This window comes from Desulfatitalea tepidiphila, assembly GCF_001293685.1.
GTDB classification, from domain to species: Bacteria; Desulfobacterota; Desulfobacteria; order Desulfobacterales; family Desulfosarcinaceae; genus Desulfatitalea; species Desulfatitalea tepidiphila.
On record NZ_BCAG01000003.1, the window covers coordinates 534,417 to 549,472 of the forward strand.

11 protein-coding genes are annotated in these 15,056 nt (G+C 61.5%); 10 read left to right on the forward strand and 1 reads right to left on the reverse strand.

Annotated features, from left to right (window positions below; genetic code table 11):
- Positions 1-109 precede the first annotated feature (109 nt).
- From DFT_RS07005 to DFT_RS07050, 10 genes are all read left to right on the forward strand, one after another.
- The gene (locus DFT_RS07005; RefSeq protein WP_054030514.1) at positions 110-1,510 is read left to right on the forward strand and encodes a magnesium chelatase ATPase subunit I; all 1,401 of its coding nucleotides are present in this window, start codon (positions 110-112) and stop codon (positions 1,508-1,510) included.
- Complete coding sequence (locus tag DFT_RS07010; protein ID WP_054030515.1) at positions 1,507-3,096, forward strand: VWA domain-containing protein; 1,590 nt, start codon at positions 1,507-1,509, stop codon at positions 3,094-3,096. The genes DFT_RS07005 and DFT_RS07010 overlap by 4 nt, the downstream gene beginning before the upstream one ends.
- Before the next feature lie 279 nt (positions 3,097-3,375).
- Positions 3,376-3,654, forward strand: a complete 279-nt coding sequence (locus DFT_RS07015; protein WP_054030516.1) for a 4Fe-4S dicluster domain-containing protein — start codon at positions 3,376-3,378, stop codon at positions 3,652-3,654.
- A 164-nt stretch (positions 3,655-3,818) separates the two neighbouring features.
- A complete protein-coding gene (locus tag DFT_RS07020; RefSeq protein ID WP_054030517.1) occupies positions 3,819-4,964 on the forward strand; it encodes a 2-oxoacid:acceptor oxidoreductase subunit alpha in 1,146 nt (381 codons plus the stop codon).
- Positions 4,964-5,809 carry a 2-oxoacid:ferredoxin oxidoreductase subunit beta gene (locus DFT_RS07025; RefSeq protein WP_152971890.1) on the forward strand — a complete coding sequence of 282 codons (846 nt, stop codon included), beginning with the start codon at positions 4,964-4,966 and terminating at the stop codon, positions 5,807-5,809. Before DFT_RS07020 ends, DFT_RS07025 begins: the two co-directional genes overlap by 1 nt.
- Before the next feature lie 28 nt (positions 5,810-5,837).
- Positions 5,838-6,413: a 2-oxoacid:acceptor oxidoreductase family protein gene (locus DFT_RS07030; protein WP_054030518.1), complete on the forward strand. Its 576-nt coding sequence runs from the start codon at positions 5,838-5,840 to the stop codon at positions 6,411-6,413.
- Positions 6,410-9,793, forward strand: a complete 3,384-nt coding sequence (locus DFT_RS07035; RefSeq protein ID WP_054030519.1) for an FAD-dependent oxidoreductase — start codon at positions 6,410-6,412, stop codon at positions 9,791-9,793. Before DFT_RS07030 ends, DFT_RS07035 begins: the two co-directional genes overlap by 4 nt.
- 3 nt (positions 9,794-9,796) lie before the next feature.
- Complete coding sequence (locus DFT_RS07040) at positions 9,797-11,383, forward strand: hydrogenase iron-sulfur subunit (RefSeq protein ID WP_054030520.1); 1,587 nt, start codon at positions 9,797-9,799, stop codon at positions 11,381-11,383.
- Positions 11,384-11,509: 126 nt separating this feature from the next.
- On the forward strand, positions 11,510-12,148 hold the full coding sequence (locus DFT_RS27520) for an FAD-dependent oxidoreductase (RefSeq protein ID WP_076750642.1): 639 nt from the start codon (positions 11,510-11,512) through the stop codon (positions 12,146-12,148).
- 15 nt (positions 12,149-12,163) lie between these two features.
- Positions 12,164-13,942 carry a hydrogenase iron-sulfur subunit gene (locus DFT_RS07050; protein ID WP_054030522.1) on the forward strand — a complete coding sequence of 593 codons (1,779 nt, stop codon included), beginning with the start codon at positions 12,164-12,166 and terminating at the stop codon, positions 13,940-13,942.
- Here the strand turns inward: DFT_RS07050 and DFT_RS07055 are convergent.
- Positions 13,931-14,968, reverse strand: coding sequence for an adenylate/guanylate cyclase domain-containing protein (locus tag DFT_RS07055; protein WP_054030523.1), 1,038 nt, complete (start codon positions 14,966-14,968; stop codon positions 13,931-13,933). The two genes, DFT_RS07050 and DFT_RS07055, sit on opposite strands and share 12 nt — an antisense overlap.
- Positions 14,969-15,056: the final 88 nt, after the last annotated feature.

Consider the following 15,056-nt stretch of genomic DNA (forward strand, 5'->3'; position numbering starts at 1 on the left):
GAGCCTTCCGTCACATCCAGCCATTGTGATATAAAATGGTGCATTTCATATAGGCTGTTGCACCTAAATGGTCGCAACCCGCCGCCCCATCATTATTTAAGGAGTCATCATGCCCCAGGACAAACCCGCTACCTTCGGGGAGCTCAAACACATCGTCCCGCGTCTGCCCAACATCCGCCAGGAGATGCGAGGCAACCTCATCCGTAAACTCAAAAACAGGGAGCGCCTCTTTCCGGATATGATCGGTTATGACGACACCGTGATGCCCGCCTTGATCAACGCGATCCTCTGCGGACACAACATTATTTTTCTCGGTGAACGGGGTCAGGGAAAAAGCCGTATGATCCGGCGCATGATCGATTTTTTGGACGAAGAGATGCCCGCCGTGGCGGGCTGCCCCATTCATGACGACCCCTTCCATCCCATCTGCAGCGCATGCCGTCAGCGCAAGGCCGAGTTGGGCGACGCGCTGCCCATCACTTACATTCCCCGGGATCGCCGCCTGGTGGAGAAATTGGCCACCTCGGACGTGAGCACGGCCGATCTGATCGGTGAGGTGGACCCGATCAAAATCGCCAGAGGCCGAACGCTGGACGACGAATCGGCCATCCATTTCGGCCTGGTTCCCAGGGCCCATCGAGGGATCTTCGCCATCAACGAGCTGCCCGACCTGGCCGAAAAGATCCAGGTCGCCTTTTTCAATATCATGGAAGAGAGCGATTTCCAGATCAAGGGATTCCCGGTCCGCCTGCCCCTGGACATTTTCATCGTGGCCACGGCCAATCCGGAAGACTATACCAACCGAGGACGCATCATCACCCCGTTGAAGGATCGCTTCGATGCCCAGATTCGCACCCATTACCCACGGAAGCGGCAGCACGAAATCGAGATCATGGCACAGGAGGCGCGCGGGCTTTCGGTCGACGGCATAGATGTCCAAGTGCCTGATTTCATGAAGGAGATACTAGCTGAAATCACATTTCAAGCGCGCGCCAGTTCCGACATCAACCAGCATTCGGGCGTCAGTTGCCGGGTCTCCATACGCAGTTACGAGGCGGTCTTGGGCAGTGCCGTACGACGTTGCCTGGAGTTGGACGAGAAATTGGCCGTACCCAGGATCACCGATATCGACATGACCTTTCCCGCCATTTCCGGAAAGATCGAGCTGGAATATCAGGTGCCGGACGGCAGCGGTGACGATATCGTGGCGGATCTGGCCCGGCGGGCGATCAAGAACGTGTTCGACGGCTATTTTCAGTTGGAAGGATTGACCGGGATCATCGACGCCTTCGAAAAGGGCATGAGCGTGGAGATATCCCGCTTTCAGCCGTCGGACGCCTATCTCGACGGCTTGAAATTCATCCCGGGGATGCAGGCGGCCGTCGAGCGGCTGACCGGCCTCGACAGCGCCCCGCGGGTCGCCGCGGCCCTCGAATTCGTGTTGGAAGGACTTCACCTGTCCAACAAGCTCAATCGTGAAGCCCTGGAAAACGGAGTGCGTTACAAATGAAGTTTTGGCGTTACAGCCGCTGGGACGGCACCCAGCCACCGTTCGACCATCGCAGGAAAGAGATGATCGACCACTTCATGGAAAACATCATGAAGGGCATGTCGCCCGGCACGTCGCTGGCACAGATGCTTTGGGAGGGGTTTCCCCTGGCGGGCATGGACTTCCGGGTCATGGGGCTCGAAGAGATGGTCGCGGCCCTGGAGGAGCAAAAGGACGATCTGTTTTCGACCTACACTCTGGAGAAGATTTTCGAACAGCCCATGGAAGATTTCAGGTTTCTTCTCCAGAACGAAGCAATGAAGAGGAGAGAGATCGACGCCAAGCCCCCGCCCTCCTATGATTCGCTGCCGCCCGGCCTCCTGGAAAAGCTGCACAGCTTGAAAGCCTTCGATTTTATTGACGATGAGAGCAGGCGAATGCACGATGCCTGGCAAACGAGACGGCAGGATATTCGCGACCTCTATGACTTTTACAGCGAATATGCCGATCGCTTTTACGGGGAGCAGGAACTGGATTTCGATAAGGCCCTGGCACTCATGCGGCAATTCCAGGAATTGGACCGGCTCCAGCGGAAGCTCTTGAGCGGCCGGCTCGAAGCGATCGATCCCGAACAACTGCGGCGAATGCTCGGTGACGATGCCCAGACCTCCTTCAACATCTTGCTGCAGCTGCCCCCCACCCTCTCCGGGGAAGGGCTGGTGCAGGGAGCGGGCGGACGACTGGAGATGACACCGAGAGGCTTGCGACGATTGGGCGAAAGTGCCTTCGGTCGATTATTTTACCCTATTCAGAAGGATCGGCGGGGAGAGCATCAGGGCCATGCCCCCCAAACCGGGGATCTGCTTCCCGATTCCTCCCATGCCTATCGATATGGTGATCGATTTGACCTGGATTTGACCCGAACCCTTTTACAATCCATACCGCGGGGCGCGACACCGGCAGGGGCCATCGCACTGGACCCCGACGGGTTTTTCGTGCGCGAACGGGAGCAGCTGGTGACCACGACCACCGTGGTGTTGCTCGATCTTTCCTGGTCCATGTCGCGCGACGGCCGATTCGAGGCCGCAAAGAAGGTGGCCCTGGCGCTGGATCACTACATTCGTTCCCGGTTTCCCAAGGACAAGGTGCACACCATCGGTTTTTCTACGGAAGCGGTGGAGCTCAAGGGGCGCGAGCTCGCCATGGCGGTATGGGATGCCTACCGGCCCTTCACCAATCTGCAGGGGGCCCTCCAACTGGCCATGCAGCTGATCAAGCGCAGCGGCAACCGCAACAACCGCGTGCTGGTCATCACCGATGGCCAGCCGACCGCCTACTATGTCCATGACGAGCTGCATGTGGAGTTTCCAGAGACGATCAACGGCCTGAGCCGCAACGCCTGCATGGCGACCCTGGCCGAAGTGCGGCGCGTCACGGCCCAGGGCATGCACATCGACACCTTCATGCTGGACGACAGTCCGGTCTTGTTGGAATTTACCCGCGAAATGGCCCGCATCAACAAGGGTCGGGCCGTGCTCTGCCGGCCGGGCAAGCTGGGCGAACTGATTCTGGTCGAAGAGATCAAACGCAGGGGAGGGCGCACTTAGGAGCCCCGGACCTCCCTTCGTAAATTTCGTGACCCGGTCAATGCGGATTCGACATCCTTGTTTGAGAAACTCCTTGCAAAAAGTGAGGGGTCTCTCAAATAAAGTGCCAAAATGAAATTTCCCGCCTTGATGTCTGCTCTTGGATCCTATATAGAGGCTTGTCTGGTTTCGGCACCCTTTGGTGCCTCCAAGCACGAGTCCGAGTGATCCCCCGAGTGCTTGGTTTCCTTTCATAGCAGAACAACACCAGCCAGCGTGTCGCCGGTACGGGAGTGGAAAATGGATTTTTGGCGCGTGCCTCTGGATGCGGGAAGCATCAACGTATCGCAAGGCGTGGTTCACATCATCGAGGATCGCTGCAAAGGCTGTGGGTATTGTATCGAATTTTGCCCGCGCAACGTTCTGGCATTTTCCGAACGGTTCAATAAAAAGGGCTACCATCCGCCGGAACTCGTGCAACCGGAGGGGTGTGTCAATTGCCATTACTGTGAAATCATCTGTCCGGAATTCGCCATCTTTTCGGTGGCCGTCGAAGCCGTCGACGGACGGACCGGATAGCCCCTTGCTTCCCCAATATGCGCCGAGCATGAGCCAGCGCTCCGCCTCCGAAATCGAGGCAGGCCTTTAACCGGTTCAATGCGGCGGCCAGGCGGGGGCGAAGCGAAACGCATCGGTTTTGGGCGGCTTTGTAAATACTTTTTGTACGCAATGACGAGAGACCTATGAAACCAGCTGTACTTACCGGAGAGCATTACATGACGGGCGACGTGGCCTGTGCCGAAGGCGCCATGGCGGCCGGTTGCCGATTTTTCGGCGGCTACCCGATCACACCGGCCACGGAGATCGCCGAACACATGTCCGGCCGGCTGCCCGATGTGGGCGGCACCTTCATCCAGATGGAGGACGAGATCGCGGCCATGGCATCGGTGCTCGGCGCGGCCTGGTCGGGATGCAAGAGCATGACCGCCACATCGGGGCCGGGTTTCAGCCTGATGATGGAAAACATCGGGCTGGGCGTCTGCACCGAAACCCCCTGCGTGGTGGTCAATGTGCAGCGCGGTGGGCCCTCCACCGGCCTTCCCACCATGGGGGCCCAGGCCGACATGATGCAGGCGCGCTGGGGTTCCCACGGCGACTACGAGATCATCGCCCTGGCCCCCTGTTCGGCCCAGGAGATTTTCTATCAGACCATCACCGCGTTCAACCTGAGCGAGCGCTACCGCACACCGGTGTTCATCATGACCGATGAGATGATCGGCCACATGAGCGAGAAGGTGATTATCCCGCCGGCCGATCAGATCACGACCGAATGGCGGCCCAAACCCAAGGGTCGCAAGGATCGTTTCCTGCTCTTCAAGCCCGACGCGAACGGTGTGGCGCCCATGCCGGCGGCCGGCGATGGCTACAATGTCCACGTCACCGGATTGACCCACGACGAAAAGGGCTATCCCGTGATGTCGGTGGAGGCCCAAGAGGAGATGATGGCGCGCATCAAGCGCAAGATCCTGGGCAACCGCGACGACATCATCATGACCGAGGCGCATGGCCTGGATGACGCCGACATCGTGCTGGTGTCCTATGGCATTTCGGCCCGCACCAGCATGGCCGCCATGCAGCAGGCGCGGGTCCAGGGCCTCAAGGTCGGCCTGCTGCGGCTGATCACGGTCTGGCCCTTTGCCGAAGATCTTATTCAGCGGTTGGCCGAAAGGGTCAAGGGATTCGTGACCGTCGAAGTGAACCTGGGGCAGATTCACCTGGAAGTGCTGCGCGCCGCCGCCGGCAGGGCGCCCTGTCACCTGGTCGGCCATTCGGGGGGTACCATCATCTCGCCGGACCAGGTGTTGGCCAAGATAAAGGAGGTGTTCTGATGTCCGCCACCGCCCAAGCATCTGTCATGGCTCCGCCGGAGCATCCCCTCGAGGACCTGATCCGTTCGGACCGTATCCCCCACATCTGGTGCCCGGGCTGCGGCATCGGTACGGCCTTTGCGGCGTGTCTCACGGCCATGAAGGCCAGCGGCATCGATCTGCAGAAAACCTGCATGGTTTCGGGAATCGGCTGTTCGGGCCGGGCCGCCGGCTACGTGAAGCTCGATTCGTTTCACACCACCCACGGCCGGGCCATTCCATTCGCCACCGGACTGAAGCTCGGTAACCCGGAACTCAACGTGGTGGTCTTCAGCGGCGACGGCGATCTGTTCGCCATCGGCGGTAACCATTTCATCCATGCCGCCCGGCGCAACATGGACCTGACGGTCATCTGCCTCAACAACCTCAACTACGGCATGACCGGCGGCCAGGTGGCGGCCACCACCCCGCATCTGGCGCGCACCACCACCACCCCGGTGGGCAATCCCGAATCCCCGTTCAATCTGCCCCTGCTGGCCTGGGCTTCGGGGGCGACCTACGTGGCCCGCTGGACCGTGCTGCATACGCGCGAGCTGACCGATTGCATCAAAAAGGCGATCACCAAGAGCGGTTTTTCCTTTATCGAGGTATTGGGGCCCTGCCCGGTCAACTATGGACGGCGCAACCGGGAAAAGCCCCTCGAAACCCTCAAGCTCTACCGTGATCAGACCATTATCCGGAATAACGCCGATCCCGGCGATCTGGAGGTGGATTTCACCAAGAAGGTGGTGCTGGGTGAATTCGTGGACAAGGAGCGGGCCACCTGTATCGAAAACTACGACCGAACCTGCCGCCCGGCATTATGATCCGGTTCGCCGCAGCGAGGAGTTGACGATGTACAAACAGATCACGATAACCGGTTTCGGTGGCCAGGGGGTGATCCTGGCCGGCCGCATCATGGGCGAGGCGGCCGCCATCCTGGACCACCTGGAGAGCACCCTGGTGCAATCCTATGGGCCCGAGTCGCGCGGCGGCGCCTGCAGTGCCCAGGTGACCATTGCCGATGGACCGATCTATTTCCCCTACATTCAGAACCCCGATATCCTGGTGTGCCTCTCCCAGTCGGGCTACGACAAGCACGCGGCCACACTCAAAAAGGACGGTGTGTTGATCGTCGAGCAGGACCTGGTCAAGCCCGAAGGCGGGCGGGACTATTTCGCCGTGCCATGCACCCGGTTCGCCGAAGAGTTGGGCAACAAGATGATGGCCAATATCATCATGGTTGGATTTTTCACGGCCATCACCGGTGCCATTTCATTGGAGGCCGCCCGCGCTACCGTGGAGAAATCGGTGCCCAAGGCCACCATCGAGAAGAACGTCAAGGCCTTTGAACGCGGCTGGGAGTATGCCCAGGCCACCCTCAAGGGGCGGCGCGAAAAAGCCGCGGGACGGATAGGAGTCGTGGCATGAAACATCCCAAGAACAGGTTGCACAGCGTGGTGATTCTCGGTGCCACCCCGGCCGGCGTGGCGGCGGCCAACAAGCTGGGCGAGCTGGGAGTTCCCATCACCCTGGTCGATGTAGACGCCGATCTGGATCGGAAGCTGGCCGCCGAGACCTATCGTCTCGAATCCGGGGTCCCGTTCAATTATGCCCATCGTCCCGGCCTGATTCGCATCCTGCGCAATGCCAATATCCGCTGCGCCATGCCGGCCCGTGTCCGTTCGGTCAAGCACAGCCAGCAAGGTTTTCGGGTACAGATCGATCTGCAGCCGACTTACGTGGATGCGGAGCGCTGCACCCTCTGTGGCCGATGCGTCGAACAATGCCCGGTATGCGGGCCCGACGGCCACCGCCCCATCCAGATGGAAGGCCGGACGGCCCTGCCGGGTCGGGTGGTCATCGACAAGCGGCGCGAACCTTTGTGCCAGGCCAACTGCCCGCTGGGCGTCAATGTCCAGGGCTACATGGCCCTGACCGCGGCCGGGCGTTACCAGGAAGCCCTGGACCTGATCCGGCAGGACAACGTGCTGCCCGGCATTTGCGGACGCGTTTGCACCCATCCCTGCGAGGCCGCCTGCCGGCGCAGCGAAAAAGACGGCGCCCTGGCCATCCGCGACATCAAGCGTTTCGTGGCCGACCGGGCCGCCGACCGCAGCGAAACGCTTCCCGAAGCCAGATGGCACGGAGACGGCCCGCCCGTCGCCGTGGTCGGATCCGGTCCGGCCGGTTTGGCCGCGGCCGCAGATCTGGCCCGTCAGGGATGCGCGGTGACGGTCTATGAGCGGGAAAAAGAGGCGGGCGGACTGCTGCGCTACGGCATCGGTCCCCACCGACTGCCGCGGGAGATACTGGACGCCGAGCTGGCCGCCATCGCGGCCGAAGGCGTGCGTTTCGTCACCGGTCACGAGGTGACCTTGCCCGAGGGGCTGGTCGAGTTGAGCCAAAGCCACCGGGCCGTGATCGTCACCACCGGCTCGTGGCTCGACCGCCGCCTGGGGGTCGAGGGCGAGTCTCTCGAGGGGGTGCAGGGGTGCCTCTCCTTTTTAACTCGCTACTATCGCGGGAAGGCCGGCGACGTCGGCGGCCGGGTGGCCGTTATCGGCGACGGCAATGCCGCCTTTGACCTGGCCCGGGTGCTCAACCGCATCGGCGCCCGGGTGACCATCATGTCGTGGTTCGGCCGGGAAGAGATTCCCGCAGACAGCGACGAGGTCGAGGCAGCCCTCCAGGAGGGAATCGACATCCAGGATCGTTGCCAGGTAGTGGGTTTTGCCGGTCGCAACGGGCGGTTCGAAGCGTTGCAGATCCGGGCCACCCGGCCGGGGGCAGCTGACGCCAACGGCATCGCCTGGCCCGAGATCGTTCCAGAGAGTGCGGTGGTGGAACAGCCCTTTGACCGGGCCTTCGTGGCCATCGGTCAAGGCGGTGCCTACCGCGTCACCGGCGCCACCGCCGGCTGGCAAATTAGCGACCGGGGGCTGCTCGTGACCGATGCATCGGGGCAGAGCGGCCTTTCCGGTGTTTATGCGGCCGGCGATGCCGTTGCCGGGGCCACATCCGTCGTGCATGCCATGGCCGCCGGCCGCCGGGTGGCCCGGCAGGTGATCCAGGAGCTGCACCTGAAAAGCAATGGCACTGCCTGCAAACAGATCCATCCCATCCGACCCACGGGACGGGATTTCGATCCGATTCCCGACGATCTGCCGCTCCAGCCGAGAACCGTCATGCCGGAGTTGCCCCCGTCCCGACGCCGGGCCAATTTCAGTGAGGTGGCCATGGGGTTCGACGAGCGGCTGGCGGAGGCCGAAGCCGGTCGTTGTCTGCAATGCGGCAGCTGCGCCCAGTGTCTGGCGTGCCTGCCGGTTTGCGAGGCCAACCAGGCTATCCGGCATGACGATCAGATGGAAACCATCCTGGAGAATGCCGGCGTGTTGATCGTAGCGGACCCTGACCTGGCGCCGGGTATCCGCGGCGACGATGTGATTCGGGCCTACGGACCGCCGGCGGCCAAAAGCGACGTCCACGCCATGATGCTGCGCGGTTTTTCAGCCGCGGCGCGGGCCATGGTGCTGCTCCAGCAGAATGGCATGCGCATGAAGGGGCAGGGCATCACCTTCGCACCGCCCGATGCCGGCCTGGACCGCCATGTCCGCATCGGCGTCTTCGCATGCCGATGCAACGATTCCCTCGGCTGGCTGCCCGAGATGGACGCCTGTTTGAAAAGACTGGGTGACCAACCGGACGTCGTTTACACCGAAGTGCTGGCCTCGGCCTGCACGCCCGAGGGTATTCAGCGCATGGTCGACAGCGTCCGTGACCGGGGCCTCACCCGACTGGTGGTGGCCTCTTGCGTCTGCTGTCCGCTCAATTTCGTCTGCAGCGCCTGCACCGATCAGCGCAGCCGGCTCAAACGGGGGCTGTTCGAAGGTACGGGGATCAGCCGTTCCATGGTGCAGACTTTGAACCTGCGCGGCGAAGTCCTCCGGCACGCGGCGAGTGACGCTGAGCTGGCCGTGCGCCTGTTCGAAGGCATTATGGCGCGCAGCGTCGGCCGTGCGCGCAAGCTGCTGCCTTTTCCGGCCCCGGCACGCAGTTACAATTTTACCACCGCGGTCATCGGGCAGACCGAAGCGGCCCGCTATGCGGCGCTGACCCTGGCCCAGGCCGGTTTCGAGGTGCTGATGTTCGGATCGGCGCGTCATCCTCTCGGCGAGTCACCGGACCATCCGAACGTTTTCGCTTTTGAAGGATCGACCGCCCATGCGGTGAGTGGCACCATCGGAAATTTCCAGATCCATGCCATGTTTGGCGACGCCCCGCGCACCTTCACCGTGGGCGGCGTCATATTGGGAGAAAAATCCCGCAGCATCGCCATTTATCGTCCCCATGCCGACCTTCCCGGCATGAAGGTGCAGGCCGGCATGCAAAAAGCCGGTTTGCCGGGTATCCCCTACATGTACCCCTGCGGCACCTCCATATCGGGGCTTTTTCTCGCCGATCCGCCCGGGATCCAGATTTCCAAGCGGACCAAGGGCGAAGCGGCGGCGGTTCTCACGGCGGCGGCCATGCCCCGGGGACCGCGTCAGAGCCGGGGCTTTTCGGTGGTGATCGATGCCGCCCTCTGCCGCGGCTGCGGCCGCTGTCTGAAGGCATGTCCCTATCAGGCGGTCAACCTCAAGCCCAACGGCGATATCGGATTCACCGCAGTGGTGGACGAGGCCCTGTGCAAGGGCTGCGGTAACTGCATATCGGTCTGCCCATCCAACGCGGCCGATAGTCCTTTTCGCGATCAGGTCTACCTGGAGCAGACCCTGGAAGAGTTGCTGGTCTCCAGCAGCAGGAGTTGATGCATGCCGACCGAGTTTAAAATCGTTTTGTTTTTGTGCAGCTGGGGGCCCCACGCAGCCTTTCAGCGCCTGCAGGACCAGCGGGCGGATATTCCCCCGGAGATCAAGATGGTCCGCATCCCATGCAGCGGCCGAATCAGCAAGGCATTGCTGTTCAAGCCGTTTGAAATGGGGGCCGACGGTGTCATCCTGGTGGGCTGCGCGCCCGGGGCCTGCCGGTACGGCACGGGAACCGAGACGGCCGCCGAGAACACCGAGGATACGCGCCGGATCCTGGACCTGATCGGGTTGGACGGCGAAAGGGTGCAACTGGGCAATTTTCAGCCCGATGCCGCGGATGATCTTCTGGCCTTTCTCAAGGCGTTTGCGGCCCGCATACGCGAACTGGGGAAAAGCCCGGTTCGGACTCAGGCGGGCCGGGATCGGTTTACAAGCGAACCGGAGACGGTCGAGGCCATCGTGGCCCGGCACGATGTGTTTGCCTGTCAGGACTGCGGCAAATGCACGTCGGCCTGCTCTCTGGCCCTGGCCGGAAAGCCTTTCTCGCCGCGTTATGTGGCCGCCGAGATCATCGCCGGGCATGCCGACCGGCCCGACGTGCGGGAGTCGGTGAACGCCTGTTTAACTTGCGGCGTCTGCTACGAGCGCTGTCCTTCGGCCGTCAATTTCCCGGAATTCATCAAGGACATGCGCGCCTATTATCACGAGCGCGACGTATCGGCCGCTCCGGCCCACGGCGGTTTTTTCCAGAGCATGATGCGCGCCATGACCTCCGAACCCCTGGTGCCGAGGCGCTGGACGCACCTGCCGGAGAGCATTCGCACAAACCCGAAGAGCCGGGTGCTGTTCTTCGGCGGCTGCGCGTCCTACTTCGACATCTTCTTTCATAAATTCCTCGCCGTACAGACCGAACGCATCGTCGAAGACAGCCTCAGGCTGCTCAACTTCTTCGATGTGGAACCGGCCCTGATGAGCGACGAGCGGTGCTGCGGGCACGATCTGCTCTGGTCCGGCGACCGCGAGAATTTTCTTCGCCTGGCCCGGATCAATGCCGACGCCATCGCGGCAACCGGCGCCGAAGAGATCATCACGGCTTGTCCCGAATGCTGTCACACCCTCGGCACCGAATACGCGCGTTACGGCATCGAATTGTCGGTGAAGGTGACCCACATGCACGCTTTCCTGGAACGGGAGATCGGCAAGGGAGCCGTGGCGTTCAAGGCCCCCCAGGGCCGCATGGCCTTTCAGGATGCCTGCCGCCAGAGCCGTTTCGATGGCCAGGCCGATTTGCCCCGAAAATTGCTCAAACATCTGTGCGCGGATACCACCGATGCGCTGGACGACGACGGGGCGCCGACGCCGTGCTGCGGCAACAGCGCCTGGATCGGTTGTGATGCCTTCAGCAAACACTTCCAGGTCCAGCGTCTGCAACGGGTGTGTCAAAGCGGTACCACCAACCTGATCACGGCCTGCCCGAAATGCCAGATCCACCTGCGCTGTGCCATGGAGGACGTGCTGCGCGGCGACGACCTGAAAGTGGAGACGATGGATCTGGTGAGTGCCATCGCCAGGTCGATTTATTGGGCATGAAAAAAAGTAGGAAAGTATGAAAGTACGAAAGTATGAAAGCAGGGATGTGGCAGAGCAGCAAGGCAGAACGGTATGAATGAGGGAAGATTCAGGTATTCTGCCGAATTTCTAAAATAGGAAATGATCATGACAACATCGACTGTTTTATCTGTGCCAGGCGTGCTGCCGTCCGCTGACAGTGAGGTGCGCATCGGGGTGTATGTCTGCCACTGCGGCATGAACATCGCCCAGACCGTAGATTGCGACGGGGTGGCCGAGGCCATGGTCAATCTGCCCGATGTGGTGGTGGCCAAAGGCATCGGGTATGCCTGCAGCGAGCCGGGACAGCGCGAAATCCGCGAGGACATCGCCACCCACGGGCTGAATCGCATCGTGGTGGGATCCTGTTCGCCCCGATTGCACGAGCCCACCTTCCGGCAGATGCTGATCGCCGCCGGCCTCAACCCCTATCTCCTGGAGATGGCCAATCTGCGCGAGCAGTGCAGCTGGGTGCACATGAAGACCCCCGAGGCCGCCACGGCCAAGGCCCACGATCTGGTCAAGATGGCGGTGGCCCGGGCCCGAAGGCTTCAATCGCTGACCGACCCCATGCTGCCCATGACCCAGAGGGCGCTGGTGATCGGCGGCGGCGTGGCCGGTATCCAGGCGGCCCTGGACATGGCCGACAACGGATACGAGGTGGTGATGGTCGAACGCCAACCGTCCATCGGCGGCGTGATGGCCCAACTGGACAAGACCTTCCCCACCATGGATTGCTCGATCTGAATTCTCGGTCCCAAGATGACGGATGCCGGTCGGCATCCCCGGATCAAGATCCACACGCTGAGCGAAGTGGTGGACGTCAAGGGCAACGTGGGCAGTTTCGAGGTGAAAATCGTCAAAAAGGCCCGCTACGTGGACGAAAAGGCCTGCACCGCGTGCGGTGAATGTGCCAAGGTGTGCCCGGTGGTGCGGCCGGACGAGTTCAACATGGGTCTATCGTCGCGCCATGCCATCTACTCGCCGTTTCCCCAGGCCGTACCGTCGGCCTATGTCCTCAATCCCGGCGAGTGTCTGGGCAACAACCCGGTGGTGTGCAGCAAATGCCTGGACGCCTGCGAGAAGAAGTGTATCGATTTTCACATGTCCGACGAGACCATCGCCGAGCGCGTGGGGACCATCGTGGTGGCCACCGGTCTGACACCCCATGACCCGCGGGCGCTGGATGAATACGGCTACACGCGCTTTGAAAACGTGCTGACCAGCCTGGAGTTCGAGCGCCTGGTCAATGCCGGCGGCCCCACCCAAGGCCACCTGGTGCGGCCCTCGGATCGCAAACGGCCGCGATCGGTGGCCTTCATACAATGCGTGGGGTCGCGGTCGGCCCGCCGCGGCAAATCATACTGTTCCAACATCTGCTGCATGAATACAATCAAGAGCACCCTGGTACTCAAGGAGCACTACCCGGACATGGACATCAAGGTATTCTACATCGATATCCGTGCCTTCGGCAAAGGTTTCGAGGACCTGTACACCCGCAGCCGGCGGGCGGGGGTGCACTACGTTCGCGGACTGCCCGGACATGTGGAAGAACTGTCCGACGGGCGGCTGCGCGTGGCCGTGGAAAACACGGCCGGGTCGTCCCTGGATTTCTACGACCTGGATATGCTGGTGCTGGCCGTGGGCATCGAACCGGCCGCCGGAACCCACAGGCTTCAGGAGATGATGGGGCTTCAGCTCTCGCCGGACGGCTTTTTCCTCGAGGCGCACCCCAAGCTGCAGCCGGTGGATGCCGCCACGCGCGGCGTTTTCTACGCCGGATGCGCCGAAGGGCCAAAAGATATCAAGGAGAGTGTTACTCAGGCTTCGGCGGCCGCGGCGCGGGCCATCCGCCTCATGCAATCCAGCCAGATCCGCGCCGAGGCCATTACTTCGGAAGTGATCACCGAGCAGTGCAAGGCGTGCGGCAAATGTGCCGAAGTGTGTCCGTACAACGCCATTACCGTGGATCCCAAGAAGAAGATTCCGGCCAAGATCGCCACTGCCGCCTGCACCGGCTGTGGGACCTGTGCGGCCGAGTGCCCCTTCGGGGCCATCGTCATGAATCACTTTACCGACCGCCAGATCTACGACCAGATCGACGCCCTGCTCGACGACCGGCCGGCGGATAAAATTCTCACCTTTGCCTGCAACTGGTGCTCTTACGCCGGGGCCGATTACGCCGGCGTGTCCAGGTTGCAGTATCCGCCCAACGCGCGCCTGATCCGCACCATGTGCTCGGGGCGGGTCGACGAGGATTTCATCTGGTACGCATTCAAAAAAGGGGTGCCGGTGGTCCTGGTGAGCGGCTGCCACATCGGCGATTGTCATTACATCGACGCCAACCATTGGACGGTCAAGCGGGTCGAACGGGTGCGCAAGAAGATGGAAAAGCGCGGCCTGCGAACTGATCGTCTGCAACTGGAGTGGATCAGCGCCGCCGAAGGCATCCGTTTCGCGGAAGTCATGACGCGCATGGAGCAGTTGCGGCAATCGGTATCTGAAAAAGAGATCGCCGAAACCATAGCCCTATTGAGTTGAATTTGTTCTGGTCAGGCCGTGGCCGATGCGGAAGACCCGGATCGGTCGGTCCAGGCCTTTGACAGCGGTATCGGGCAGTGCCTCGATGTCGTTGGTTCCATCCAGTTGCGCGGCCGTGGCGGCATCCACCAAAATTTCGCCGCTACGGGCCAGCCCCTGCAAGCGGGCGGCGATGTTGACGGCCATGCCCACGCAGGTGAACTCCTTTTTGCGCATGGATCCCATGATGCCCGAAAAGACTTTTCCGCTGGCGATGCCGATCCCGGTCTGCAGGCGCAGATGGGGATGGCCGATATACTTCCCATCGATTTCGGCGGCCTTGCGCTGCATGTCGATGGCCGTACTCACGGCCCGACGGGCGTCGTCCGGCCGGGCCACCGGCGCACCGAAAACGACCATCATGCTGTCTCCGATATGTTTGTCCAAGGTACCTTGATGCTGGTAGGCGATGTCGCCCAGGGGGGTGAAGTAGTCGCCGTTGAGAAATTCGACCAGTGCTTCCGGCGACACGTGCTGGGACATGGCCGTGAAGTTCCGGATGTCCGAGAATAAAATGGTGACATCCTGGAGACGGGGGGTCAGCGAAAGAGGGGACCTGTTGATCTCTTCGTAGATCTGCTCGGAGACGAACTGGCGCAGGTGCTTGCGAACCCAGATGTCGCGGATCTTGGCGCGCAGCTCCACGTTATCGAAGGGTTTGGTCAGGAAGCCGTCGATGCCGCAGTTGGTCGCTTCGATGGCCGCCTCCATGGTGGCATAGCCGGTCAGGATGATGCGGGTGATCTCAGGATTGATGCCCCCGATGATCTTCAGGGTCTCCAGGCCGTCGATGCCCGGCATTTTGAAATCCGAGACCACCGTCACGATCTCTTCCACATGATTCTCGACCACCCCGATGCCTTCGCGTCCGTCGCCGGCCGTGTAGATGTGGTAGGGTTCGCGCTTCAGGGCGCGTTGCACCGAGCGGCGAACCCCTTCTTCGTCATCGATGAATAGAATACTCTGGGCTGAATTCCGGATGTCCATTTTTATTCCTCGGGTGTTGGATACTCAACGTCAGACCGGATGAAGTATCTGAAGTACTTTAGAACGGCGTGATGTCGTCAGCGACCGG